The organism is Njordella aestuarii, assembly GCF_056494165.1.
The window spans coordinates 4230625-4256224 of the sequence record NZ_CM151397.1; the positions used below are offsets into that span (position 1 = coordinate 4230625).

A 25600-nucleotide genomic window follows, 5' to 3' on the forward strand; every position below is an offset into this window, starting at 1 on the left:
AACATGCCACAGGTATCAAAGCAAGCTCTTTCTCAGTACTTAAGCACTGGATGCTTAAGACAGCTTGCCCTTAATCTTCGGCCAGATAATATCGCTTTCTCCGCAGAGCGGGCTAGTCTTCTCATGCCCGCACCTCAGCCTCCACGGCCTGGATTGCAAATCATGAGACAGGCCGGAGAAGAATGGCAGGCAGCGAAACTGAATGATCTTACGAACACTTTCGGGATCGTTGCGATCGTTGGTAATTCACGCCCTAACGCTACTGGTGGTGTTACCTATGAACCTATTCCACTTGCCACGGCACTTAACGGTGTCAGTGTATATTCATTCTTAGTGGAGCCCGAGTTCGAAATCGGTGCTGAGTTCCTGCGAGCACTTAGTATCGATTCACGATATGCCCAACTGCAGATTGGCTTCACGAAGATGCGCCCTGACCTAATTCAAGTTCTACCATCGCAAACCTTCACATCGGGAGTAACTTCGGGCGGTGAGGTGATTCAGCTAGCGTCGAACGATAGTCGCCATCAGCTTCGCGTTATTGATATCAAACTCACCGCAAAAGCTTCACAGGGGTACTTCGCTGAGATTGCACTTTACACATTGGCCCTAGCCTCTTGGCTCGTGGAGCATGGGCTAGATTCAAATTTTGTAGTAGTTACGGAAGCTGCTTTGTGGCCTGGCTCTCACGAAGCATCAATTTTAGTGCGAGCACATCGAGATTGTCTTGCTCAAGGGCAAACGCCAACTCCCAATCTGCTTTGTAATGCGTTTGAACGTGATCTAGAGCTTTTACCATTCGAAGTTTTTGCAATACGGGTTCGGCGATTTCTCCAGGTCGAGGTACCAGATGTTGTCGTTTCAAACTGGCAGCAATTGGAATGGCATGTTGATAGTCGTTGTGCACACTGTGAGTACTTGGGAGAACCACGCCCGAACTATGTAACAGACCCGCTACACTGCATACCTCTCGCAAGCCAAACCGATCATCTAAGCAGAGTCGCCTTTGTGTCCCAGGGTGCAAGAATCAGCCTTCAGCAAGGTGGCATTGGCCAAGTTGCAGCGCTCGCGAGTGTACAACCAGCTGATCCTATCTTTGATGCACACCAGTCTTTGCGTGCGACTAGAACGATTGTCAGCGGCAGGGCAGCATCTTTCAATCTACAGCAGGCTATCATTCCGCCACAGACGGGTACCGTAGCCGGAATGCCAAGGTGGGCAGATTTGCATATTTGTCTATCTGCAGACTTTGACCTAGGCAGTGCGATCACCGTCGGGCTTGGTATGAAAGCGTTCTGGTACGAGCCTCGTCCATTCAACTCGCCCCTCACTGCAAATAGGAGGTCCCAATCGTGGCCCCCACAAGGTAGCGCATCAGTGCAGATAGTTGATCAAAAAGATCTGGCCGTCGAAGAGCGCGAACTACTTGCTTTCCTTCGGCAGATTCATGGCGTCTTGTCATGGTGCGATACGCAAGACCGACAGGCGTTCTCTAACCCGCAGTTAGCGGCGGTGCCACCGCGCACCAGGACGAGTGATTACACAACACGAATGCAGGTCTATATGTGGGACTCGCTCCAATATGAACATCTTACTAGAATAATTGGTAGGCATCTCGCCGCCATTCTTCGCGATCCGACTATCAACTATCTAGCTTGGCTTTTCCCACCAGAGGATATACTTCCAAATGCGGAGCTGGCGACAAGGCGGTCTCCGGTAACGATTGTGCGCGATGTAGTTCGTAGCCTACTTGCAGCTCCTATTGCTCACCACTATAGCCTACTCGAAGTTGCAAGGGTGTATCATGAAACTAGGTTACCAGCCACGATTTCTTCTTTTAGTATTCATCCACTATTTGAGGTGCCGCTGAGTGACCAGATTCCGTCCGAAAGAGCTCATGAGATTTGGGGGCGCGTGACGGCTCCGCGCCATTGGCAACAACAATTAGCGACGTACCAAGAGACAATTCGAAAGAAGCTAATTGCACTAGAGACAGTATCCAAGCGATTGGAATCTGACTTGCGTAGCCAGTTAGGCTATAACGCCCCTAGAACCAACGTCGGACCACCTGTTCGCGAAGCAAGAATATGCGTAGAGGGGCAGCTTTGGCATGCATTTAGCCGACTCAACGCCTCTCTCACAGAATTAGAAGTACATCGTCTACGCGCAATGCCTCCACATGAGAGAGCGGCGAGATTCTCCAGCGCGCACCTAACGAGAAGGCTCCTTGGCACACAAGAAGTCACTGCTCTTGCTCAACTTGGAATTCAGCCTCGGGCTGGTCGCAGAGTGTACGAGATTGCAGCAGACTCAATTGACATCAAAGCAAAGGTTGATGATTTCAATTTCGCTTTGTCGCCTCGCGATCAAATTGGCTCTCTTGATCGAAAGATTGCTTCGGTTGTTCAAGGCTCGGCCTTAGCAAACCAATATGGCAACGATTGGAGCTATATGGAACGTGCGACCAAAGTAACAATCGTTGGGTTAGATCGCAACTTGCGACTAATTGCACTGGACTGCAATACTCGCGATTATCCTACATTCCTAGATGACCTGACGAATGCTGGGATTTGCAACTTTGATCAAGACGTAATGCTTGATCCTACTTTCAAAGATTATTTTACGGAAAAATTGAAGACAGTGCTTCGAGCAATAGGGAATCCGCCAATTGCAGCATTACATCCGCTTGTTGGAGCAACTCAATTGGCAGTAGGGCAAAGGCCCTTACCTACCCGCGTGGCCGACATGTCGCCGGCAGCGGACTTCATATGGGGTGCCAACGCGATGTCGTCAGCGCAAGTGACGCGGAACCTCGCTCCGGTACGAATTGCCCTAGTTAGAAGTGGCATGAACCTAAACGCCTCGCAGTGGCATGCTTGGGAACAAGCCCTGAGCTGCCGAGCCCGACTGGTCTGGGGGCCACCTGGTACCGGCAAAAGCCGAACAGTGACTGCTATTGTTGCTGGAGCAGCGCTCGAAGCCGCGAATCAAGGTCGGACGCTCAGAATTCTTATTAGTGCGTCGACCTATACAGCAATCGATAATGTGTTGCTTCCCGCTTCTCTGCAACTTCAAACACTTGTACCTACAGCAACATGTTATCGACTGAGATCGAGCTTTCAAGCTATTCCCCAGCCATCGTCTGCTGTCGACGTTGAGCTGAATAGAGCAAGCCCATCTCTCTTGGTGAGGCAGTTGAGATCAAGGCTCGATCAGAATCAAGGGATCACAGTTGTTGCTTCAACACCCGAGCAAATCCATAACTTGCTTACTTGTGAACAAGGAAACGCACAGGCAGAATGGTTCGACTTAATTATCATCGACGAAGCATCTCAAATGGATGTCTCGCATGCGATTCTTCCACTGGCTGCAGTTGCGGAGAACGGCTCAGTAGTATTGGCTGGAGACCCCAAGCAACTACCGCCCATTCATCAAGCTGAACCTCCTAGTGGATTAGAGAATCTGGTTGGTTCCATATATTCAATGTTTGAACACATACATCGGGTGCAAGTATGCTCATTGGATGTAAATTATCGATCGAATGATGTGCTTGTCGACTTCGCCAGAAGAAGCGGATATCAGTCTAGCTTAACTAGCCACTCACCAAATCTTATGTGCGAATATGTTTCTCCATTGCCGCTTTCTCAACCACCAAACTGGCCGCAACAGAGATTTTGGTCTCAGGAATTCGCCCACATCCTCGATCCGACGATCAAGACATGTTGCTTCGTGTATGAAGACGGAGTTAGTGGGCAACGGAACCTATTTGAGGCACAGACAGTTTCATCCCTAACGTTTCTACTTAATGGCATGATTGCGAATCAACTTAGAAACGAAGTCGATCCGGTGTCGAATCGTCTGAAGACACCGGGCACATCACCGTATGGACAAGTCGAATTTTGGGAAAAGGCAATTGGGATTGTTACTCCACACAGAGCACAGCAAGGCCTAATTGCAAGTGATCTACAGGCTCTTTTTGGAACAAGTCGGGCCGTTTCCGATGCGATTCGAAATGCAGTTGATACGGTTGAGAGATTCCAGGGGCAGGAGCGCGATGTTATTATTGCCTCCTTTGCAGTTGGAGACCCCGATCAGATTGGGGATGAAGAGGAATTTCTACTTAGCCTCAATCGCTTTAATGTGATGGCTTCTCGTGCTCGTGCTAAGCTGATCGTTCTGGTATCCAGGCAAGTTGTTGATCATTTGGCACGCGAAGTCGAAGTGCTTAGAGACTCTCGACTGCTGAAGGTGTTCGCAGAATCCTTCTGTTTTAACTCTCGCGCGGCAAACTTGGGTTACTTTGATAATGGCGTTCAAAGGACAGTGCGAGGCGAGTTAAAATGGCGGTAAACGACTGCGGCAACTGCATACATTCGTTGTGAAGTTGAAACCATATCCTGCATTGGAATAGAAATAACAAGTTCAATTAGTTCTGAAATGGAGTTTTCATCGAATGGCCCACCGGCAGTTTGCGATTTCTACTGTTCTGCGAATGGTCCCAAACCACCTCCTGCATGGGTTTTTGTCTTGTTTGGGTCATCAATTGGACCCCAGTTGGCTGGCCCTCAAGGAGAAGGAGATCGAGCCGATTCTGGACTTCCTTGATGAGCTAAGTCGTCCAGACCTCGATCTCGTTGAAAGTGGCCTTCGAAGCGTTTCCGACCTTGCGACCGAAACAGGGCTGAATGCGCTTCTCGAAGCCGCATCATTGATGGGAATCGGGCATTTAGGATCGGAGCCCCCCGAGGAACTATGCATTTGGGGGAGAACGATGTGGCTGTGGATTCACCACAAGGAGCTTTTCGAGAAGGCACAAATAATCCATCAGATCGATAATCTATCGTGGTGGCGCAAACGTAACGACTTACCAAGCACCGATCCCGATCTTTCCTCGATTGCACTGGAGCAACTCGAAGAGCGAATTGCAGTGTTGCTTCGTGAACAAGGGCGCGGCAAAGACTGCACAGTCGAAACTCTTAAAAGAGGAGGCACGGTTTACTTCTTTGCGTACCCCGACGATTTCGTTCAAAACGTGATAGTTCATGATGCAGATGGGCATCTAGCTCCAGATACATTTCGGCAAACGCTCCAGATCGTCTTTGCATATGACAAAATCGATGGCTCGCTCGAAACATATGCTAAGTTGGCCAAGCCGTTCAAGGAGAAGCTTGAATCTATCTTCGCAGACTCAATATTGCATTGGGAGATTGCTGATTATGATCCTGAAGCCGCATATGCACTCGATCATCTAAAGGATTCTAGTTTTGAGCTTAGCACTGATGCACAAGATGCTCTTCGTGTTCGAATCCGGAAGATAAGACTAGCTGACAAACGAAGTGGAAGACGAATCTTGCTTGAAGTTGATGCTGACGACCCAAACGACAACATCCATAATGCGATAAATGATTGCTTAAACCTCGAGCAGACTCCAATTTCTGCACTTCATGTCACTCTGGTGACCTTCTGTTTCGAGTTCTTGCCGCTAGATGGTCGTAAGCCAGGTCGTCAAAGCTTTGACGTTGGGTTTCCGAGGTCATGCAGCCTTCGTAACGCAAGACCAGAGAGAGTGGAACTCATTCAGAAATACCTAAAGCGATGGAAGATTGATCTTGCAAAGTCACCTGAAGAAAGTGCTGTCTCGGTGGGCTGAGACGCCACCAGTAATTCAGTTTGATGAAGCTGCGGGGCTCCTCAAGGCAGAGTTCGATCTACTTCAGTCTTTGTCTCTGCTGAAGACAGTTTCCCAAGCTGCGAGTATTGATTGCCGTGACTGCAGCAGTCGCTGTCATGTTGAATTTCTCACCGGAGCAGATGGCACACGAACAGCTTTCGTAAACTGCAAGTCTTGCGGAATTTACAAGATACCAGGTGTTCAGTTGTCCCGCTGGACCATAGATACAACGGCCTTTCTGGCGGCTATCTTTCAAGACAGCAAACTGAATATCGATGAGCAAATCAAAGATCACCTGTGGTTGATCGGACGATCCACGTGGGCCGGACGTTCTTGCGAGATGTGGTTCGCTAGGAAAGCCACTCGTTCTGACATCGCAGCTGTCACAGAGATGCTTAGAAAGCGGCCGAAGAGCGTCGTCTTTGTTCCTGTCGAGCAGTCAGCGGCAAGTTATCGTGACTCGATCAGCAACCCCGTTATCGCTTTGGACACAGTACTTTCGTTTGATGCAAACGGTCTGCAACTCGACTCTCGTTGCATCGATGATTGGATCGCATCTTCGTTTGGAGCCCCAGGAGCCAAAGCAACTAAACCACGACCAAAACGCGGTGAACGAGCTACAAAAATCGAGAAGCTGCGTAAGGAGTTGGTTGAACACATAATTGCTGCGAGGGACCACGCGCATACGCACAAAGAGCAATCCGGTGAACCAGAACTTCTTGCGAGGCCGACTCAGAAGATGCTGGCCAAGCTAACAAAAATGACCGAAGCCGACGTGTCGAGATGCCTAAAGGACGAGTCAGCCAAGGAACTGCAGCTTTTGTGGAGAACAGCCCAGGATCTGGAAGCAATCATGCAATTCAAAGCACCACGAAAATGAAGCTAGGGGCAACGCGGGGCGAACAATTTCACTTTAGTTGATTACGTGTAAGTGCAAGACACGAAAATCGGTGACGCAACTACCTGCGAAGCAACGACTTAAGTTGTTTCGCAGGTTTTTTTACGCACTTTGTTGCAATTTACCCGGCGGGTGTTGCCGCGCATCGGACGCGGCCTTCTGGCACCCATCGGAGTCGCTACAAATGCGAGAGAACCAACCCAATTCAACGATCGCAAGGACGCAGGAATGTCTTGTTGATGACAAATTCGTCCGCAGCATAATTTTAAGAAAGGTGCGACGCTTAATCGAAACCTCTAGATTCGATTTTGGAGATTATGACGACCTCGTGCAGGAGGTCTATGCTCGTTCATCAAGAAGTCTCGAACTCTTTGATCCAACGATTGGTCATCTTTACCCATTTGTATGCACGATCGTTCAGCGCCACCTACTGAACTTGCTGAGAGACAATTCTGTAGCCAAGAAAGCAAGCGGCATACGGATTAGCTTGAGCAAGATTGTCCCATGCGAAGATGGTGCATCTGAGCTCTCCGGATTGCTCGTCCAAGACGATCAAGATCGGCGGCTCGGTCGCGAAACGAGGAGAAGCGATCAAGAGCTCGCCGGAATTCGATTGGACCTTTCTACGGAAATTGAGAAACTTCCTGTGGTTTGCCAAGAAATTGTCCACCGGCTCAAAACGCAAAATGTGTCTGAAATATCGCGGGAAATGGGAATCCCGAGAACGACGATCAACGATTGGCTGCGTCAGATCCGTCAGCAGTTTGATGACGCCGGGCTCAGAGCGTATCTCGAGGAATAGTCGAATTCCATGGCGAAACCTTCTGGAGGCGGAATTGCCGGACGGTAATTTCGACGTTTCCAGAAAATTCTTCCGGGCTGTGACCTAACGTGTCACAGCCATCGGGATGATAGCATTCGCGATTGGCAGCGGCTTGGCCTGGATGGAATCACAAAGGACAACGGTCATGGACTGGCGGATGGGATGCCCACGCTAGGAGTTTTGCACGGTGGAAGCCGTAGGCCAGCCCCTGCCAATCGCACTTTTTGTGCGTCAGTCGTTTGGATCGCTTGACGTTTTAATCAATGAAGGATTGGTATGGCTAATTGATTTTCAAGGTTTGCAACATGACCGCAGTTCGAATTTCGCGCCTGTCGCGCCCCGGTGTTTTGGAATCGATCGATCCCGAGCGATTGTTCGCTCTGCTCCACCCCTATGCCGATTTCTTTGCAAATCGGGCTGTCCCGATCGAAGCCCCAGGCTCGATCGATTGCCAAGCGGTCATACGCGAGATAGCCAAAGCCGATCGAGAAACGCCAGCAGACTTGCTGGACGCGATCTCTTTGATTGACGAACTAGCCACCACGGTTGCTGTCGACCTGTTGCTCGACCGAGTTCCAGCCGAAACCCTTGGAATCGCTCCTGGAGGGAAGCATTCTTCGGCCGACATCGTCACGGCGGCGTGGCTGTCGAGTCGCGAGAAGCTGGTCCAGACCCATGCATTGTCTCGGATCAAGCGAGTTCGCTCGTACGACTATTTTCAAGCGAGCCAGACCACCGCTCCGAAGTTCGTGACGCCCGCAGAGGAGACGCTTCAGCAACTGGAACGAGACATCGATTCCTGGCATGTGGAGCGATTCCGCGCTCAGGGAACGAAGGTTGAAGTCTTCGAGAATGACGAGGAGGTCGAATTCTCCATCATGCACGGAAGCCTCTTTCGACGACAGACGGTTGTAGAAAATGGTCGGTTCGGATTTCAGTCGTTCTGGCCAGTGCAGAGCGCCTCAGCCATCTACAACCGTGAGTTTGGAGAGTTACGGGTCAATGCCAAGACAGCGAGGGAAAAAGCCCTGTATTGCCGTCTCCTGGGCAAGCATATGTTCGGCAACGAGAACCTGTTTCCGACTGGCGTGAAGTACACGCTCGATCCTCTTCGCGAGTTCGAGTTTGATGCACTGGTACCTGGCGATATTGAGGGCGTCCGCGATGTTCGAATGATCGAGCTTTGGCTTGGTGACCCGGATGATCGTTACGGCGTGATAACCATTCGAAAAGGCGACGACCTGCTTGAGTGGGCACAGGCGAAAAACAAGAATATTCGCATCGAGAGGCGTTTGATCTCCGCAACGTTCAAGATGGAGCTTGAGGGACGCAAGACCGAATTGGCGATCACAGTTCGTCCTCCTAATGTTGCCATCTACAGCCGTGGGCGAGTGTCTTCGACCATCGAAGCTTGGCTTACCCAGCGAGGATTCATTATCTCGAAGCAAGTACCAAGGAGGACTCGCTATGAGCCAGCCCTGGCAAGCACTTGAGCAGCTAAACGATGTGGCGACCTCGCATTTGAGCTGGCGGCTGTTGCTCGGCGATGCATTTGATTCGCACCGTGAACTCCTCGTTCCGATCAAAGACCTCGCTGCGGCGCTGCCTGTTCCAGGTCGTCCGTACGAGTGGCTGGAAATTGTCGAGGTCGAGGATGGTGTCTTCGAAGGCTACAACGAGAAGACCGAAGAGTATGTTCCGATCGATCGCCGCGACATCGTTTGCTACGAGTTCAGCTTTGGCAAGCTCGCCGCAGAGCTGGCTTCGCTAGTTGGGTATGACATGGCATTCGAACGTCTCGGAGGCCCGATGTATCGATATAGGCTTGGTCACTACGGGAATCCCAATGGATCTGGGTTCTCGTTGTTCCTGGCCAAAGTCAGCGATCCTCGCCGGCTTGATTGGTGCATTGATGCGTTCTTGGCAGAGTATCAGCGACCATTCGTTTTGTTTCTCACTTCGAAACGGATGCTGAGTAGTCGCAACGAGACGATATTGGACTCGAGAGGATCTCTCGTGGTTCCGCTCGATCAATCGTTGTTGCTCAGCGATAATGGCGAGTGGTGCCTGTCGCCATGGGCGCGTCAGCAATTGGTTGCTTTCCGCGATCGACTGATGCCACCGGCGAAAACCGTGACTGGTCGATTCCCAACTCCAAGCGGTAGCCGCTGGAGCGATGTGGAGATGCGTTTCAGCGACACCGAGAAGATCAGCGTGGTCATCCGCGACCAGCGACAAGTGTTGACCTACTCTCAGCTGGGGTTGGTTGATTCACGAAGTGGTAAACCCAGCAAGCAGTGGGAGCTGCTTCTTAAGTTTGCTAGAGAACATGGCATGATGACCTGGCTCTCTCCTGACGCCTGCCGAAAGAATCGTAAGCAGCGGGAATTGCTTAACAAGTCGCTTCAACAGTTCTTTGACATCGAGGGCGAGCCAATTGAGCTCACCGACGATAGAAAGGGCTGGAGATGCGTTTTCAAATTACATCCCGAGGACTGGGAGCACGCATTCTCTTCAGCGAATCAACCAAATCGTCAACAAGACGAATGGTGAAATCGTCGCTGCGCCGGCTGCCATAATCAGAACTAAACAACCGCGAGTCGTTCTGTTGTACACGCGGTTGTAGGCGGCCTTGCGGGGATTGGTTAGCCATCCCCAGCCTCTCGGCGCTTTGAGTCCCATGCGATGCCGAATCGCTCTCTTTACGGACGTGCGCGCCGCGATTCTTTTCTTCAGCGATGGTTTGCGAAATCCAAACTTCACGCGGTTACCTCCCCTTCTCAATTGGGAATTTTGGGAATTTCCCCAAACCCTACTCCTGGGATTTTATCAAATTTCTCACTGCGTTTAGCCCGTAAATTCCAGAGTTTCCTGTGGCGACGAATGGGAATTTTCTTCTTTCCCAGGCCGTTTTGGGAATTTTCGCCAGTAGCGGACGACAGGTCTGATTCACATCAGGAAATAGCCCGCGGATGAGCGGGCGGGCCTCACAGGCTTTAACTCTCGGACCTGTCGCCTGTGGGGCCTCAACCAGGAGGTCCGTCCGTGTCAGACAACCATTCTATCAATCTCGCCGACGACAATTTCGTTCGCAGTGTGATCAATCGTCAAGTTGGAAAGCTGATCGCCAAGTCCGACTTCACCCAGCAGGATCGTAGTGATCTGGTCCAGGAGGTCTACGTCCGAGCGACGAAGAGCCTTCGACTCTACGACCCATCGGTGGGCCATCTCTACCCGTACGTCTGCACCGTGGTGCAACGTCACCTGGCCAACGTGGTTCGCGATCGCTCGGTATCAAAGCGCGCGACCGCCGGCCGCGTCAGTCTCAGCAAGAGCGTCCGCGGTGATGACGGCGGTCAGGTCGAAATGTCCCAGACCTTACACCACCAAGATCAAGACCGACGGTTGGGACGTGAGCGTCGCCTTGGCGAGGAAGAGCTCAACGACCTTCGCATGGATTTGGCAACGTTCATATCGAAGCTACCGGAGAAATACCAAGACATTCTCCGTCGCCGTCAAAACCAGTCGATCACCGAGATTTCTCGCGATCTCGGCATCCCTCGCACCACGCTCAACGACTGGATGTTGCAGATCCGCAAGCTCTTTGAAGAAGCGGGATTTGACAGATATCTGGAATCGTAACCGTCAACTCACCCGGGTACCGGGTATTCCAACAGATAGAGAGAGCAAGTTTCAGCCAACACAAGTCACCAACAATAGAAGGACATCAGTTAATGAGCGCACCCGCCATGAATATCGAACAACGAGTCACCGTCTCGCTCGCGTTGCAGCGATACCTACGAGCGGTCGAACGCTTCGAAGCCGCTTCCAACGAGTTCAACGATTCCTGCCAAACGATTCGTGAGGCACTTCCTCGTGAGAGCCGATTCGTCGCCAACATTTCGCATCAGCACTATCTGGTAACCAGCGATCGCGAAGGCAACTTCGAGGTCGAGTCAGTCGACACGGTTTGATTCGCAATCTGTCACCCATCCCTCTTCGACCTCCTCGCTGAAAGATCCGCAGGCGATGTCAACACGACCTTTACCCCATGAACCCGGTGATCGGAAGTGCCTGAAGTGCAACGAGACGTTTCGCTCCAAGAGTGCAGCTAATCGCATTTGCAAGAAGTGCTCGCAGATCAATGCGTCGCTGAAAGTGAGTGAAGCTCAGCTGGCTCGCGAACGAGGCGCGAAACGCCTCAACGGCAATCTGATCGAAGAACAAGACACCTACGAGATGAACTTCTCGTAAGCCGCAGAAACCAAAGAAAACGCACCCATTTTCAGTTCGAAAGCCTTATGTCTCAAGCAATCCTAACCTCTGAAACGAGCGACAAGAACGTGCTGACCTACTCGGCACTCAACACGTTCCGCAATTGTCCTCGCAAATACAAACATCGTTACGTCGATAACCTGCGTCCACGGATGAAGGTTGAATCGCTGTCGTTCGGCAGCGTCATCCACAGTGCCATCGAGATCTGGTATCGCTCGGTGGACGATGCCAATCGCCTGTGGATTGTACTGGATTTCATTGATCGCAGCTTCCCAGAACGCGCAACCGACGAGAACCAGCAAGCCAACTGGCATCTGGCTCGTGCCATTATGACTGGTTACGCGTCGCGTTACGCCACCGAGGATTTCACGATAATCGAGATCGAGAAGTCATTCACCGGAAACATCCGCAACCCTGACACTGGCCGCTGCAGCCAAACGTTTGTGATGGCCGGCAAGGCCGATGCGATCGTGCAGCGATCCGATGGCATGTATCTGCTCGAGCATAAGACCGCGGCTTCGATCGACTCTAATTATCTCGACAAGCTGTGGACCGATACGCAGATCGCGTTGTACTGCTATTACCTGCGTGAACTTGGCTATCCGATCGTTGGCGTGATCTACAACGTGCTGCTCAAGAGCCGCCTCAAGCAAAGCAAAGGCGAAACGCAGGAAGAGTACGAAGCACGCCACGCGGAACTCGCCGCCAAGAACAAGAGTGGCAAGTCGACAGCCAAACGCCAGATGCCTGAAACCAACGAAGAGTTTCAAGGCCGGCTGGCAGCCTGGTACGCCAAGCCCGAAGCGTTCCATCGCGAGTTCATTTATCTCTCCGAAGACCGTCTCGCCATGCTGCAAGACGAAGTCTGGGAAATCACCCAGCAGTACCTCGACGCGCGACGTCGTGGCAAATGGCTGCTCAACACATCGAGTTGCTTCTCGTACCAACGACCGTGTGAGTATCTGCCTTACTGCCAATCCGGCTTCAATCCAAACGTGGTGGACAACCTCTACGAGATCACTCCACCGCATGAGGAACTCAATTCAATCGATTCTGACGCACCCGTTTTTTGAAAGGACTGACACCCAATGTCTGTTGCATTACCAACCGAAGCATCCAAACCCGTGACCGAACTCGGTAAACAAACGATCCTGCTCTACGGCAGCCCCAAACTTGGGAAGAGCTCCTTTGCGAGTAAGGCTCCTGGTTCGCTCTTCTTTGAATGTGAGCCTGGGCTCAATCACTTGGAGGTTTTCAAAGTGCCGACCTATTCGTGGGAGGCATTCCTCGAAGCTTGCAAGCTTGTCGCTAAGGGAGATCACAACTTCAAAACGATTGTGATCGACACCGTCGACAACGCTTTCAAGATGTGCTCGGACTATGTCTGTGCCAAGCATGGCATCGAGTACGAAGGCGACATGGGCCACGGCAAAGGCTGGGCTCTGGTCAAGAACGAATGGCATCGTGTGCTGACTCGATTGGCCAGCCTGCCATACGGCTTGATTCTCATTTCGCATGCAGTCGACAAGACGATCGAAACGCGAACCGGCGAGTACACCAAGACTCAGCCGAGCCTTCCCGATCGCGCTCGCAACGTGGTCTTGGGTCTGGTCGACATCATCCTCTATGGCGATTCGGTCGCCAAGAAGGATGCCGCTGGCAACGTCACCATTGAACGCGTTGTGCGCACAAAGCCGCATCCAACTTACGAGGCTGGCGACCGCACTGGTCGTCTGCCTGAATTGCTCCCTCTCGACTACGAGCAATTCGTCAAAGCTTTCAATTCTCCCGCTCGCAGCTCGGAAACCGGCACCAGCAGCGCAGCGAAGAGCTCCACGCCGGCAAGCACCCCTTCAGGAAAGGCTAAATAATCATGAGTGATTACGAATCATTCGACCCTATCGATTCGCAAGTCGACCTCACCTCGTTTGATGACGAGTTCGAGACGGCAGACGCGCCGAGCTACGACGAGGTCCCCGACGGCAAGTACCAAGTGAAGATCCAGACCGCGAAGCTTGAATCGAGTCAGAAGGGTGACCCGATGATCAAGTTCGATTTGGTGGTCATCTCTGGTTCGCAGGCTGGTCGGCACATCTTCAAGAACTCGGTGATCACCCAAGCGTCGCTGCCTTATGTCAAAGGCGATCTCAAGACGCTTGGGTTGGAACTGGCCAAGTTCAGCGAGTTGGCAGGTCGGCTCGACGAGTTGCTCGACAAGACGCTCGAAGTCACCAAGCGTACGCGAGGCGAGTACACGAACGTGTATTTCAACCGTCGGCTGAATATCGCCTCCGCGCCGAGTGGTGCAGTGGCGGACGAGGATCTTCCGTTCTAGGTCGCTGGTTGCTTGACCGGCGTTAGTCGTTCCCTGTGAACGGGTGCGGCCGAGGCGGGATGGCGTGACTTGGAAGCAGTTCCGTGCGATGTGGTTCTTTTGCCGGGTCCACTTCGCGCTTCCTTGTCCAGACTCCCCTTGCCTGCCTCGGCTCTTTCTATTTCATCACTCGGATTGGATTGACAGGAAAACATGGATTTCCGAATCGTTATCGACTCGCGAGAGCAGGAGCCTTACACGTTCGCGTGTGAGGTTGTTAACGCCAAGCTTGATGCTGGTGATTACTCGGTGGCTGGCTTCGAACAGCGAGTGGCTGTTGAGCGCAAGAGCCTGCGTGATTTCGTCGGAACCGTCATTCACGATTTTGATCGTTTCGCTCGCGAGCTTCAAAAGTTATCGGGGATGGAAGCGGCGTGCATCGTGGTCGAAGCTGATCTAACTGCTGTGCTTTGCGGCCAACATGCTGAATCACTTCGGGCAGTCGCTCCACAATCATTGCTTGGTGCGTCCACATACATTGGCATTAAGTATCGGGTGCCTGTCTATTGGTGCGGATCGCGGCCAGGGGCCCTTCGATTCACAGATGCCTATCTGCGATCGTTCGTTCGTGTGATCTCCAACGCAGGAGATCTACACCATGAGTAATCGTATCAGTGGCACGGTCGATCGAGTTTTCTTTACCAGCGCCAAGTTCTCCGCCGGTGCGCTTGTTCGCGACGACGGCGATCGTGTGCGTTTTCGTGGGCCATTCTGCGTGAGTGAAGGCGAGTTGGTGACACTGACCGGCCAGTGGAAAAGCGATCCCAAGTATGGACCGCAGTTCGATGCGAAGAGCGTGAGCTACGACCTGCCGGAAACGCCTGAAGGCTTGGTGCAATACCTCGCCAAGCATCCGGCGTTTACTGGCATCGGCGAAACCACGGCGCGAAAGATCGTCTCCTACGTCGCCAGCGCGGAGCATCTCGATCGAGTGATCCGCCAGGACATCGAGGAACTACATCGAGCTCTGCGGATTCCCAAACGGACTCTGAATTCTTTGCGTGAAGCGTGGATCGCCAACAGTGACGAGAACGAAGTCCGAACGTATTTGGCCGGCTTCGGGCTTTCTCATCACCAGATGGAAACATTGCTTGAAGAATTTGGACCCTCGGTGGTTGGCGTTCTGCGGGCAAATCCGTACCTCATCATCCGCTACATCAAGGGCTACGGTTTCAAGCGGGTCGACAAGATCGCGCGTTCGATGGGCATTCCCAAAGAGCACCCGGGGCGACTTGAAGCCGCACTGTGTTATCTGGTTCGCGAAGAGGCGTCCGATGGTCATACATGGATCGCGCACGATGAGCTGATTCGCAAGGCGTTCGATCTGCTGTTGCTTGATTCGCTCGATAGTGGCTCGATTATCGAGGCTGCCTATCAAAGGGTCGTAGACCAAGGGCAGTTGGTCGTTGATAGCGATGCAGTCGCACTGCCGCACTATGCAGATGCCGAGCGATACATCTTTGAATGCTTCCAAGAGCACGGGATTCTCAAGAGCCCCTTGGGGATTGAGCCTGGCAACACCGTCGGCCTCAAGCGAGCTCAGTTCGCTGCGTATGAAGCGGCGCTGAATCACGCGATTGTGGTGATCTCCGGAGGAGCAGGCACCGGCAAGACCCACACCCTGGCGAGATTGGCCCAGACGTTCGACGAATCTGGCTTGAAGGTCGCCCTTTGTTCGCCAACCGGGAAAGCAGCAAAGCGAATCGAGGAGTCGTTAGCCTCCCAGGGCGTGAAGCTGTCCGCGAAAACCATTCACCGGCTGCTCGAATCGAATGGTGTCACGTTTCAGCGTGAAAGTCTATCCGCGCCATCGCTAGACCGTGAAGGCAAGGTCCGCGACCCTGCCTATGACATCGTCATTGTGGATGAAGTATCGATGGTCGATGCACCGCTCATGGAAGAGCTGCTACGTCGCATCGATTTCTTTAAGACGCGATTGATCCTCGTCGGCGATCATAACCAGCTCCCTCCTGTCGGCGCAGGTAACGTCCTTCGTGATTGTATTGAACACAAGCTGGTTCCAACGTTCATTCTGGATGAGGTTGTACGTCAGGCTGGCGTTCTCAAGACCAACAGTACGGCGATTCTTTCGCAGCGTCTCATGCCAACCGCTGTGGGAGATCCCGCCTGGAGCGTCATCGACTCTCTGCAAGATCCAACTCAGATTCAGGTTTACTTGCGCGATCTCGTCCTGAGTCGCATTCCTGATCGGCTCGGTCTCGATCCCGTCAATGACGTTCAGATCATCACGCCAACGCACCTGGGGCAGCTCGGCACCAAGGCCATTAACGAGATGATGCAGTATCTGTTGCACGGCGCGGTGGATCGCAAGTTTGCAGTCGGCGACAAGGTCATTCAGACAACCAATGACTACGGCTTGGGAATCATGAACGGCACCATCGGTGTCATTTCCGAAGTCGAAACCAGTGGCGGGATCAGTTACATCGTCGATTTCGATGGCGATGGACACCGGCATATTCACGATGAACAGATACTGAATCTCCAGCTCGCTTATGCGCTCACGGCCCACAAAGCACAAGGGAGCGAGTTTCCGTGCGTGGTTGTCCTTTGCCACAAATCCCATTTCTTTGCGGATCGTAACTGGCTGTATACCGCGGTTACTCGCGCCTCGAAATATTGCATCGTGGTCGGCGATCGCTGGGGGCTTCGTAGTGCACTGAAAAAGAACCGCGTCAATCTACGCCGAACGTTCTTGGATCGCTGGGCGAAAGCGGATCTCGCTTCGTGGGAGGTTGAACATTGAGTTCCGCACCTCAACCACCACTTGAAGCCATCTACCAAAACTGTCCGAGTTGCATTCGCGATCGCAATCAGTGGGTTGCCTGGAAATACGTCGAGCGTGGAGGCAAGCCGACCAAAGCTCCCATCAATCCACACAATGGGTCGCTGGCGTCATCGACTGACGCCTCTACCTGGGGAACCTTTGCTGAGGCGATTGAAGCTTGCCGGCGCAATAATGCGTTAGCTGGCGTTGGCTTCGTTTTCACCGCCGATGACCCGTACTGCGGTGTGGATCTCGATGACTCGGTCGACGAATCAACGAGGCTGTTGAAACCTTGGGCTCAGCAGATCGTTGATCGCCTAGACAGCTACACCGAGATCAGTCCTTCAGGCTCGGGACTGAAGGTCTTCATCAAGGCCAACAAGCCAGGCTCGCGTTGTCGTAAGGCCTACGAAGACGGCGAAGTGGAGATCTACGATCGCGACCGCTTCTTCACCGTTACCGGCAGTCGCTTACCGACCATTCCGAGTGAAATCAACCTTCGACAGGAATCGCTCGATCTCGTTTACGCACAAGTGTTCGGAAATGATGATCCAGGCACTAATGCAGCTCCAACTGCCAGCCGAGGTCCGCAGCCAAGCGATAGCGGTTTCGTTTCGCTGAGTGACGACGAGATCATCGATCTCGCATGCAAGAAGCCTCGAACAGGCGATAAGTTTCGATCGCTTTGGGATGGTCATTGGAACGACCATTACAACTCGGCCAGCGAAGCTGATTCGTCGGTCGTTTTTTCGCTTGCGTATTACACCAAGGATGCACAGCAGATCGACCGCATCTTTCGGCGTTCGCAGTTGATGCGAGATAAGTGGGATCAACTGCATGGCGGTGAAACGTACGGCGCAACCACGATTGCAAAAGCGCTCAGCAAGGTCACCAAGCAATACACACCCAAGGCAAAGCGGACGCCCTCTCGCCGGCCGCAGCCACCGCAACCAGCCAACTCGGGCTTGCCGTCAATCATTATTGACGATCGGCAGCTGAGCGATCTCACGGCACAAGCATTGGCCGCTGTCAAACGTGCAAACTCTCCTCCGTCTACTTTCGTGCGTTCTGGATGTCTGGTTCGCGTTGTTCATGACGAACAAGACATACCCAAGATTGAACCACTTGATGTTGCTCGCGTTCGCTGTCGTCTCACCGAGGTCGCCAACTTCTTCACGTTGCGCAAGTCGGATGGTGGCTACATCCAAGTGGGCACCAATCCGCCGAAGACGCTCGCCGAGAATATCCTGGCTCAAGAGGATTGGGAGCTACCACCTTTAGCTGGCGTCGTTCGCGCTCCCATCCTTCGCGGCGATGGCACGATCTGTACAACTCCGGGCTACGATCCCACATCAAGGTTGATGTATTGTCCTGATCCATCGCTAAACCTGAGACCCGTCCCCGAGTATCCCTGCGGAGAAGAGGTCCGCGCGTGCGTGGATATTCTTCTTCAGGTCATCGACGAGTTCCCTTTTGTCGATGATGCGAGTCGCGCCAACGCACTGGCAATTCTGTTCTCAATCCTCATGCGTCCCGTCATCAAAGGTCATGTACCGCTCGCGATCGTGGACGCACCTATGCAAGGGACCGGTAAGTCATTGCTGATTACCGCGCTGGCGAAGATTGCTGTCGGCAACGTTTCATCCGAGTCGATTCCCACCAAACAGAATGAGGACGAGTGGCGGAAGAAAATCACGTCGATCTTAATGACCTCCGCTTCGTTCGTGCTTCTCGATAACATTCCCGACAACACCACGATCGATTCTCCGATGTTGGCTGCGACGCTGACATCGCGTGAGATATCCGATCGGCTGCTCGGTGGTAATCGGATCGTAACGCTGTTGTCGCGGGTTGTGTGGGCAGCCAGCGGGAACAACCTTCGCGTCACTGGTGACCTTCCACGACGAAGCTACAGTATCCGCCTCGATGCCAATGCGGAACGGCCATGGGAACGCACTGGATTTCGCATTCGCGACCTAGAGCAACACATCGATGAGCACCGTGGCAATCTGCTCGCTGCAGCGCTGACGATCATCAGAGCCTGGTACACCAATGGAAAACCTACGATCCCGATTCCATCGCTCGGCAGCTTCCAAGAGTGGGCGGACACGATTGGCAGCGTCTTAGCCTTTGCCGGCATCCCTGGCTTTCTAACCAACCTTGAGCAGACGCAAGTCGTGCAAGACGAATCGGCTCAGGAATGGACGGCATTCTTCGATGCCTGGTGGGAGAGATTTGGAGACCGATTGCAAACGGCAGACGACATCTGTCGCGTTGTCGTTCCACCTAAAGACTCGCCGGTCGAGTACATCGACGACCCGCTTGTGAGGGCTCTCCCAGAGCCTCTGTCGGCGAATCGAGACCGTGGCGAAGGTTCGTTCAAGCGATCGCTGGGACGTCATCTATCCAAGCTCCGTGGGCGGGTCTTCAACGGCCGCAAACTGAAAGACGCAGGCGTCAACGCGAAGACCCATGTGCGACTTTGGCAGCTGGTCAACATGAGCGCACCACCAACGACTCTTTTCGACATGGAGGGTGGCGATGAATCTGCAAAAGTTTAGCGGCGAGGTTAGCGAGGTTAGCGAGGACATTTTTCAGGTCCGCAATCGTTGTGATGTATTGAATTACGACACTTTTAGCGGTGCGCTCAGTGCGTTTGATGTTCGCAATTTGTCTGCGCGCAAGTGTGGTTCGAGCACCTTCCGTGAGCCTCGTAATCTATTCGAAATCCGTTCTAAGTCCTGTGTTTACGCATGCTTAGATGTGTTTCGCCGATGGTTGCCATTGGCGAGGTTAGCGAGGTTAAGCGAGGTTATAGTTTTGGGCATAACCTCGCCCTGCAAACCCCTGAAAACATTGGTGTTTTTAGCAAAAGCGAGGTTAGCGAGGTTATTTCCTCCTATGCTCACATGTACGCACGCGTGCGTACGCATGCGCGTGATAAAAAATCACGCATATAGAAACGGGCTGAAAATAACCTCGCCTAACCTCGCTAACCTCGCCAGCGGGTTTTCGAGTGTCGACGCGCGACTCTCACCAGCCATCAACCTTCCCGCGACGTTGCCCCACGTCGCGAGTTCTCAACCACGCTGCCCAACGAGCCGCACTTCGCGCTCAACGCGTCAGTGGGCCAACGGTTGCCCCACAACGCGTCTGCCAGAGTGGCACTCGAACGTTGGGAGCCATCAAAAAACTTTAGGTACTCCCAGCCCGACGCCGCAAACATTGGGTCGTGGGAACAGCCGCGCTAGTCAACACAGTTTGTTTTTTAGTCCGGGCGACATCCGCCCCTTTTTCACAAGGAGATTTTCATGGATTGGGATACAGCCCTGCGACGGGAATTGAAGCGATTCAACGCAGCCGCCAGACGTGCGATTGCGAGGCGCGAAGCGGGCGAGGTGGCTTCGAAACCACCAAAGCCGCAGCCAACAACCTGGGATGAAGCGTTGAAACGAATGCTTCGCAAAGCACGACGGAAGGCAGCGAGACCCCTCAGAGCCGACGCGCCGCAAACACAGCATATGCCCATCAACGCTAAGTAAGACGCCCGAAGATCAGAGATCTATTACCAACACGAGTCCATCAAGGAAGGAATACCAGTATGTCAACCATCAATGCATTGCAGATTGAAATGTGGACGCTTGATCGCGTTCGTCCCTACGAAAACAACCCTCGCAACAACGACAAAGCCGTCGACGCGGTCGCAGCTTCGATCAAGGAATTTGGATTTTCGCAGCCGATCGTTGTCGACAGCGACAGCGTCATCATCGTCGGCCATACGCGTTTGAAGGCCGCGCAGAAGCTTGGACTTGAACGCGTCCCCGTCGTGGTCGCTTCACATCTAACACCCGAGCAGGTTCGTGCGTATCGCATCGCCGACAACAAGACCGCAGAGATCGCGGAATGGAATTACGACCTTTTGCCGATCGAATTGTCGGCATTGCAGGAAGCGAACTACGATCTCGGGCTGCTCGGATTCAACGCTGAGGAGCTTGCGAAGCTCATGGATACCGGCGTCAACGAAGGTTTGACTGATCCGGATGACATTCCCGAGCCGCCAGACGAAGCGGTCACTCAACCTGGTGATCTTTGGATCCTCGGTAACCATCGGTTGCTCTGTGGCAACAGCTCATCGCCGGCAGATCTGGATCGTTTGTTGGCCGGCGCTGCCATCCACCTAGTCAACACAGATCCGCCTTACAACGTGAAGGTTGAACCGCGATCGAACAACGCGATCGCTGCCGGCCTCTCGTCGTTCACGAACGACGGTGCGGCTTCGAGACTAAAGGGTGGCCAAGGGAATGCTGCGTCGTTTGGTGTTGATCATGAGACTGGCAAACCGAAGCATGCGGCGACGCACAAAAAGCTTCGTGCGAAAGATCGTCCGTTGGCAAACGACTTCGTTAGCGACGAGGCCTTCGATCAGTTGCTTGACGATTGGTTCGGAAACATTGCACGCGTCTTGCTACCAGGTCGCTGCTTCTACATCTGGGGTGGTTACGCCAATTGCGGCAACTATCCGCCAGTGCTGAAGAAGCATGGGTTGTACTTCTCGCAGTCCATAATCTGGGACAAACAGCATCCGGTCCTAACACGCAAGGATTTTATGGGTGCTCACGAATGGGCGTTCTATGGATGGAAGGAAGGAGCTGGTCACAAGTACTACGGTCCCAAGAATGCGACAGACCTATGGCAGGTGAAGAAAATCAATCCGCAGTCAATGTCACATTTGACTCAGAAGCCAGCGGAGCTCGCAGTTCGCGCGATGCAGTACTCGTCGGTGCAAGGTGAGAACGTGCTCGACCTCTTCGGCGGTAGTGGCTCGACGATGATCGGTGCCGAGCAATGTGGTCGCAATTCGTTCTTGATGGAACTCGACACACTTTATTGTGACGTAATCGTTGATAGGTACCAAAGGTTTTCTGGTAACAAGGCCATCTTGGAACGGACCGGCGAATCTCCGATTCCAATGCAGCCTCGTGAACAGAACATGCGATAGGAGGTCGCGATCAAAACTTATGACTATGCCAAGCCTCGTCTTCAAAGACATAGATGTACTCCGCTCCGCAGTTCCTGGCGAATTCATGCAAGGCTGCGCGAGTGGGCATGACAACCGCGCGGTTGCCGTCGGTGAATCGTTCTGGCGTTCCGTCGTTAGCAAGCGAACGAATGTCGCCGCCAACGACCAACGTTCGTGCCGACTCGATCGATGTGTAATGTTCTTTGAGGACTCTGCCGGCATGGTCGTGGTAGCCGTCGAAGTGAAGATAGATCGCTGCGTAGCGACCGTCTTCTTGCTTGCAGGCAATCGTTGCTCTTGTGGACATAGGTTGGTTTCCTTACTTCGATGGTTCGTGATGGTTGGGTTCGACGATGGCGACGCAATCGTCGGGCATCGTCAGCATGAGCGAGCGGCCGTTGTCCCAGTTGACATCGACCTGTGTCCAATCGCGGTGTTCATGGACTTCAACCACAGTCCCCAGCGATCCAACCGGGATCGGGTCTGGATCTTGCGGCATCGACACCAAGCGGATGCGATCGTCTTTCTTCAATCGTGTCTGCATAGTTATTGGTTCCTTGTTTCATTTGGTGGTAGCGTTGAGTTTGTCGAGCAGCTCGCCGGCTTGAGCCAGGCGTGCGTTGACCTGGGCCATCGTGTGAACGTTCCGCCACCGCAGCGTTGGGTCATCGGGTTGTTGCAAAGCGTCGAGCGATTGACGCAGTCGATCGAGGTAGTCGCGGGCAACGAGGTGCAGGTTCTCGTAGGGAGCTGCCGGCTCAAGGGTGGGTTTGGCCATGGTTGGTTCCTGGTTGTTGGAGAAACGAAAGACGATCCTCAACAGTCAGCCAGCGAATCGCAAAAACATCAAGCCAACATGCGAGCATGTTTTGCGAATTTCTTCCAAACATGTGGCTGCGCCGGCGAACCGCGATTTCGCGACGTGTCGCGTTGTGTTACGTGCTGGGGTTATGTTCGCATCAACGAGAAAACGCCCACACGATTTGAACGTGGGGCGATTGGTTGGGAATCAGTGGTGAGTCTAGTCGCGAACGGGAACCAAGACGCAGGCTCCTTCTCCGGTGATTGGATACTCTTTCAGTTCGCTTGTCCGTGCATACAGCAGGTTGCCTCGGCGAGTCACATAATCAACATCTGCGAAAAACTCGGGTTCATCGATGCGTCGAAGCCAATATCGAACTCCAGGTTCTGGTACGGCGATGTGATCGATGTACAAATCCGATGTGATCTTTACCTCGTTGATGTAGGGACCTGCCGGACGCATGATACCAAGCGTACTGCGAAAGGAGACGCGTTGGCCGGTCGCCTGATTGATAGCGATGACATGTGTGGTCTCGCCGGCCTTCGACGGTTGAAAAATCGATTCGACCTTAACGATGATTGTCTTACCGCAATGGCAAGCGACATACCGCTCGCCAATTCGAACATCCTTCGATCGCATGGTCTAACCTCGCACGGTAAATCGGCCGCGCTCGGTCTTCACGAACTTGCTATCGTCGCCCTTGGCCAAGTCGCGAAGGATCGCACTGTACAAGGTCGCGTGGGGAGTCTTGCCGCCGGGACTGGTCCAGTAGCCCTTTGCTTCCATCGCGGTGATCAGCTCCTGAGCATTCATCGGCTCGCTCGATTCGCTGAGGACCTTCAAAGCCGCTGTGACGCAGCTCAATCGCTTTTCGCCGGCGTCGGCCGTCTCGGTGGATGCCGCCTTTGCTTTGCGTGGTTTCTTGAGGACCGCAACCGCTGTGGACGTTTCGCCTCCGATCGTTTCGACGGTAGCTGGTTCGTTCTCAACCACCGTTACGTTACCTTCGGTGGAAACCTTCGCGCGTCCGCGCTTTGCACCCACTTCGCCCTGAAGGCGTTGAGCGCTCTTAATCACAATCTTCTTGCCTGTTGCAAGGTTAGTCGCGTCCCAGCCGCCACGAGGCTTCTCAGCATCGATTTGAATCTCGCATCGGTTGCCCGAAACGTTCGCGTAGTACTTGCCACCAATCTTTACTTCTGCCTTCTTCATCTTCGTAACTCCAAATCTGTGTTCGTGGTTGGCTGCCATCGTCAGGCCGATCGAACCACCGATCGACTACGCGCGTCCGTGCTGCGTTTCGGCTTATTGACCAAAGACCAAGTCCGACAATCCCTCGCAGAGAAAGTCGACTATCACCTGCACCTCCGTATCGACCGCCGGCACATCCAACCCGCGATCGAAGTTGAACATCACTTTGCGGTCGGTCAGGCGTTGAACCCAAAGCTTCGAAATCTTGCTTTGATTCAATTCGTACGATTCATGTTCTGCGTGTTCTGTGAAGACCAAAGCATCGAAGCGGTATTCGTCGTTGATCTTGCCTTGCACCCAAGATCCGCCAGTGCCGCGGTTGCGATTGCTGATCTTGGTGATAGTCAGGTCGAGGTCGTGTTGGGTCATCTGCTGGTCTCCGTTTTTTGGTTGGTGAATCGTTTTCGCGTTAACACACATGAGCCATGCGGTTTGAACCGCATCAAGCCGGATTCAAAAGGAATTCGAAATCTTTTCTTCGGTGCATACCTGCGTGCGGAAATGTTGGGCGAGCTTGGCAGCTGTGGCCTGCACGTCAGCCAGTTCGTCAAAAAAATGTTTCATGGTCGACGGTTCGGCAGCGGCGAGAATCGGCATCTCTTCGATCGCTGCGTACAGGTCGCTGATCGTCTCCAGCGCTCGTCGGTGCGCTCCGAGGAACTGGGCCGAGGTCAGGCGTGGTCGGTTGGTCATGGTTGGCATCGTGTCTCTCCGGTGTTGGGTTGGTTTGAAACCGCGTTTGGTATGCACACACATGAGCCATGCGGTTTGAACGGCATCAAGCCGATTTCAGCAGCTTTTTCCAGTCTTTTGCGATGTTTCTTTGAATCGCACAGTTTGGCCCACGTTCGTATTTGTCGCGTTCGATGGCATGTTGCATCGTTGGGCGTAAGCGGCAGAAAGAATGCGACACGGTGCGAATGTCGCGTTGTGTTCGCCACCCAACGCCGCGAGTCCATTCGCGGCGTCTTCCGTCTCTGTTTAACCTTCCTCGCCGACGATCTTGAACATCTCCTTGATCCCCTCCAGTGCGATTCCAAGGTCTCGCAATTCGATAGTCTTCTCGTGGTCAAACTCGAAGTCGTCCGCGAAGGGATCTGGGAACGCAGCGAGGTGTTGTTGGAGCAACGCGAGTTGCTCGTGGACCTGTGCGTAGTTGTTGGTGTAGGTGTCGTACTGCTGATGTGTGTGATCGGCCATCGTGGTTTTCCTTTGGGGTTCGAATCTGAAATCGCATATGCGATGACACACATGAGCCATGCGGTTCAAACCGCATCAAGCCGAAGGGGAAAAGATTCTGAAGGTTTTCCAGATTCTTTCCCCCGGCGCATCGGCGTGTCGCAATCAACTGTCGCGACACGTTTCCCAGGCTCGTTTGCTGCCATAGCAGATCTGGCCACCTTCGACGATGTAGACGATGTTCTCGTCGGCGACGTCTTGGTCGTCGTCGCGCTCGTCATCGTCGTCCGCTTCGTTCATGTCGCGGCCGCTGGTCACGCCGCAGATGCGGTTCTCGAAAGGCCAGTTCTGCTGGGTCATCAGCCGCACTTCGGCGTCGCCTCCGAACTCTTCGCGAAAGTCGTTGAGGATTTCGATCAGGGTGTCGAGATTCATGTTTGGTTCTCCGTTTGGGTGAATGAAAATTGGTTATGCGATAACACACATGAGCCATGCGGTTCGGATAACCTCAAGACGTCCTTTCAA

At 53.2% G+C, this 25600-nt stretch carries 26 protein-coding genes and 1 other RNA gene; 17 read left to right on the plus strand and 10 right to left on the minus strand.

Annotation, left to right across the window (positions count from 1 at the left end):
- Positions 1 to 3 precede the first annotated feature (3 nt).
- The 17 genes from SH451x_RS16660 (at position 4) to SH451x_RS16740 (ending at position 21822) form a co-directional block, all read left to right on the plus strand.
- Positions 4 to 4347 (plus strand): DEAD/DEAH box helicase, encoded by a 4344-nt coding sequence (locus SH451x_RS16660; RefSeq protein WP_479358120.1) that lies wholly within the window; start codon positions 4 to 6, stop codon positions 4345 to 4347.
- Positions 4348 to 4540: 193 nt separating this feature from the next.
- Positions 4541 to 5647, plus strand: coding sequence for a hypothetical protein (locus SH451x_RS16665; RefSeq protein ID WP_479358121.1), 1107 nt, complete (start codon positions 4541 to 4543; stop codon positions 5645 to 5647).
- Positions 5607 to 6548: a hypothetical protein gene (locus SH451x_RS16670; RefSeq protein WP_479358122.1), complete on the plus strand. Its 942-nt coding sequence runs from the start codon at positions 5607 to 5609 to the stop codon at positions 6546 to 6548. The genes SH451x_RS16665 and SH451x_RS16670 overlap by 41 nt, the downstream gene beginning before the upstream one ends.
- Positions 6549 to 6750: 202 nt before the next feature.
- Positions 6751 to 7368, plus strand: a complete 618-nt coding sequence (locus SH451x_RS16675; RefSeq protein WP_479358123.1) for an RNA polymerase sigma factor — start codon at positions 6751 to 6753, stop codon at positions 7366 to 7368.
- 326 nt (positions 7369 to 7694) lie between these two features.
- Positions 7695 to 8882, plus strand: coding sequence for a hypothetical protein (locus SH451x_RS16680; protein WP_479358124.1), 1188 nt, complete (start codon positions 7695 to 7697; stop codon positions 8880 to 8882).
- Positions 8857 to 9942: a hypothetical protein gene (locus SH451x_RS16685; protein ID WP_479358125.1), complete on the plus strand. Its 1086-nt coding sequence runs from the start codon at positions 8857 to 8859 to the stop codon at positions 9940 to 9942. The genes SH451x_RS16680 and SH451x_RS16685 overlap by 26 nt, the downstream gene beginning before the upstream one ends.
- A gap of 492 nt (positions 9943 to 10434) precedes the next feature.
- Positions 10435 to 11031, plus strand: a complete 597-nt coding sequence (locus tag SH451x_RS16690) for a sigma-70 family RNA polymerase sigma factor (RefSeq protein WP_479358126.1) — start codon at positions 10435 to 10437, stop codon at positions 11029 to 11031.
- A gap of 92 nt (positions 11032 to 11123) precedes the next feature.
- The gene (locus SH451x_RS16695; RefSeq protein ID WP_479358127.1) at positions 11124 to 11363 is read left to right on the plus strand and encodes a hypothetical protein; all 240 of its coding nucleotides are present in this window, start codon (positions 11124 to 11126) and stop codon (positions 11361 to 11363) included.
- Positions 11364 to 11418: 55 nt separating this feature from the next.
- Positions 11419 to 11643 carry a hypothetical protein gene (locus SH451x_RS16700; protein WP_479358128.1) on the plus strand — a complete coding sequence of 75 codons (225 nt, stop codon included), beginning with the start codon at positions 11419 to 11421 and terminating at the stop codon, positions 11641 to 11643.
- A 47-nt stretch (positions 11644 to 11690) separates the two neighbouring features.
- On the plus strand, positions 11691 to 12737 hold the full coding sequence (locus tag SH451x_RS16705) for a PD-(D/E)XK nuclease family protein (RefSeq protein WP_479358129.1): 1047 nt from the start codon (positions 11691 to 11693) through the stop codon (positions 12735 to 12737).
- A gap of 15 nt (positions 12738 to 12752) precedes the next feature.
- Positions 12753 to 13535, plus strand: coding sequence for an ATP-binding protein (locus tag SH451x_RS16710; protein WP_479358130.1), 783 nt, complete (start codon positions 12753 to 12755; stop codon positions 13533 to 13535).
- Positions 13536 to 13537: 2 nt separating this feature from the next.
- Entirely contained in the window at positions 13538 to 13999 is a 462-nt protein-coding gene (locus SH451x_RS16715; protein ID WP_479358131.1) for a DUF669 domain-containing protein, read from the plus strand.
- 192 nt (positions 14000 to 14191) lie between these two features.
- Positions 14192 to 14644, plus strand: a complete 453-nt coding sequence (locus tag SH451x_RS16720; RefSeq protein ID WP_479358132.1) for an ERCC4 domain-containing protein — start codon at positions 14192 to 14194, stop codon at positions 14642 to 14644.
- A complete protein-coding gene (locus tag SH451x_RS16725; protein WP_479358133.1) occupies positions 14637 to 16802 on the plus strand; it encodes an AAA family ATPase in 2166 nt (721 codons plus the stop codon). Before SH451x_RS16720 ends, SH451x_RS16725 begins: the two co-directional genes overlap by 8 nt.
- A complete protein-coding gene (locus tag SH451x_RS16730) occupies positions 16799 to 19384 on the plus strand; it encodes a phage NrS-1 polymerase family protein (protein WP_479358134.1) in 2586 nt (861 codons plus the stop codon). The genes SH451x_RS16725 and SH451x_RS16730 overlap by 4 nt, the downstream gene beginning before the upstream one ends.
- Before the next feature lie 750 nt (positions 19385 to 20134).
- Entirely contained in the window at positions 20135 to 20365 is a 231-nt protein-coding gene (locus tag SH451x_RS16735; RefSeq protein ID WP_479358135.1) for a hypothetical protein, read from the plus strand.
- A gap of 59 nt (positions 20366 to 20424) precedes the next feature.
- Positions 20425 to 21822 (plus strand): DNA modification methylase, encoded by a 1398-nt coding sequence (locus tag SH451x_RS16740; RefSeq protein ID WP_479358136.1) that lies wholly within the window; start codon positions 20425 to 20427, stop codon positions 21820 to 21822.
- Between the two features lie 10 nt (positions 21823 to 21832).
- Here the strand turns inward: SH451x_RS16740 and SH451x_RS16745 are convergent, their stop codons facing one another.
- From SH451x_RS16745 to SH451x_RS16790, 10 genes are all read right to left on the minus strand, one after another.
- A complete protein-coding gene (locus tag SH451x_RS16745) occupies positions 21833 to 22150 on the minus strand; it encodes a hypothetical protein (RefSeq protein ID WP_479358137.1) in 318 nt (105 codons plus the stop codon).
- A 12-nt stretch (positions 22151 to 22162) separates the two neighbouring features.
- The gene (locus SH451x_RS16750; RefSeq protein WP_479358138.1) at positions 22163 to 22387 is read right to left on the minus strand and encodes a DUF4314 domain-containing protein; all 225 of its coding nucleotides are present in this window, start codon (positions 22385 to 22387) and stop codon (positions 22163 to 22165) included.
- Positions 22388 to 22405: 18 nt separating this feature from the next.
- Positions 22406 to 22621 carry a hypothetical protein gene (locus SH451x_RS16755; protein ID WP_479358139.1) on the minus strand — a complete coding sequence of 72 codons (216 nt, stop codon included), beginning with the start codon at positions 22619 to 22621 and terminating at the stop codon, positions 22406 to 22408.
- Between the two features lie 243 nt (positions 22622 to 22864).
- Positions 22865 to 23284 (minus strand): hypothetical protein, encoded by a 420-nt coding sequence (locus tag SH451x_RS16760; protein ID WP_479358140.1) that lies wholly within the window; start codon positions 23282 to 23284, stop codon positions 22865 to 22867.
- A 3-nt stretch (positions 23285 to 23287) separates the two neighbouring features.
- The gene (locus SH451x_RS16765; RefSeq protein WP_479358141.1) at positions 23288 to 23857 is read right to left on the minus strand and encodes a winged helix-turn-helix domain-containing protein; all 570 of its coding nucleotides are present in this window, start codon (positions 23855 to 23857) and stop codon (positions 23288 to 23290) included.
- 26 nt (positions 23858 to 23883) lie between these two features.
- An RNA gene (locus SH451x_RS16770) (hammerhead ribozyme type II) lies at positions 23884 to 23951 on the minus strand.
- Positions 23951 to 24265 carry a DUF7678 domain-containing protein gene (locus SH451x_RS16775; RefSeq protein ID WP_479358142.1) on the minus strand — a complete coding sequence of 105 codons (315 nt, stop codon included), beginning with the start codon at positions 24263 to 24265 and terminating at the stop codon, positions 23951 to 23953. The genes SH451x_RS16770 and SH451x_RS16775 overlap by 1 nt, the downstream gene beginning before the upstream one ends.
- An 84-nt stretch (positions 24266 to 24349) precedes the next feature.
- Positions 24350 to 24598, minus strand: coding sequence for a hypothetical protein (locus SH451x_RS16780; RefSeq protein WP_479358143.1), 249 nt, complete (start codon positions 24596 to 24598; stop codon positions 24350 to 24352).
- 279 nt (positions 24599 to 24877) lie between these two features.
- Positions 24878 to 25096, minus strand: a complete 219-nt coding sequence (locus SH451x_RS16785) for a hypothetical protein (protein ID WP_479358144.1) — start codon at positions 25094 to 25096, stop codon at positions 24878 to 24880.
- Positions 25097 to 25240: 144 nt separating this feature from the next.
- Positions 25241 to 25510, minus strand: a complete 270-nt coding sequence (locus SH451x_RS16790; RefSeq protein WP_479358145.1) for a hypothetical protein — start codon at positions 25508 to 25510, stop codon at positions 25241 to 25243.
- Between the last annotated feature and the right edge of the window lie 90 nt (positions 25511 to 25600).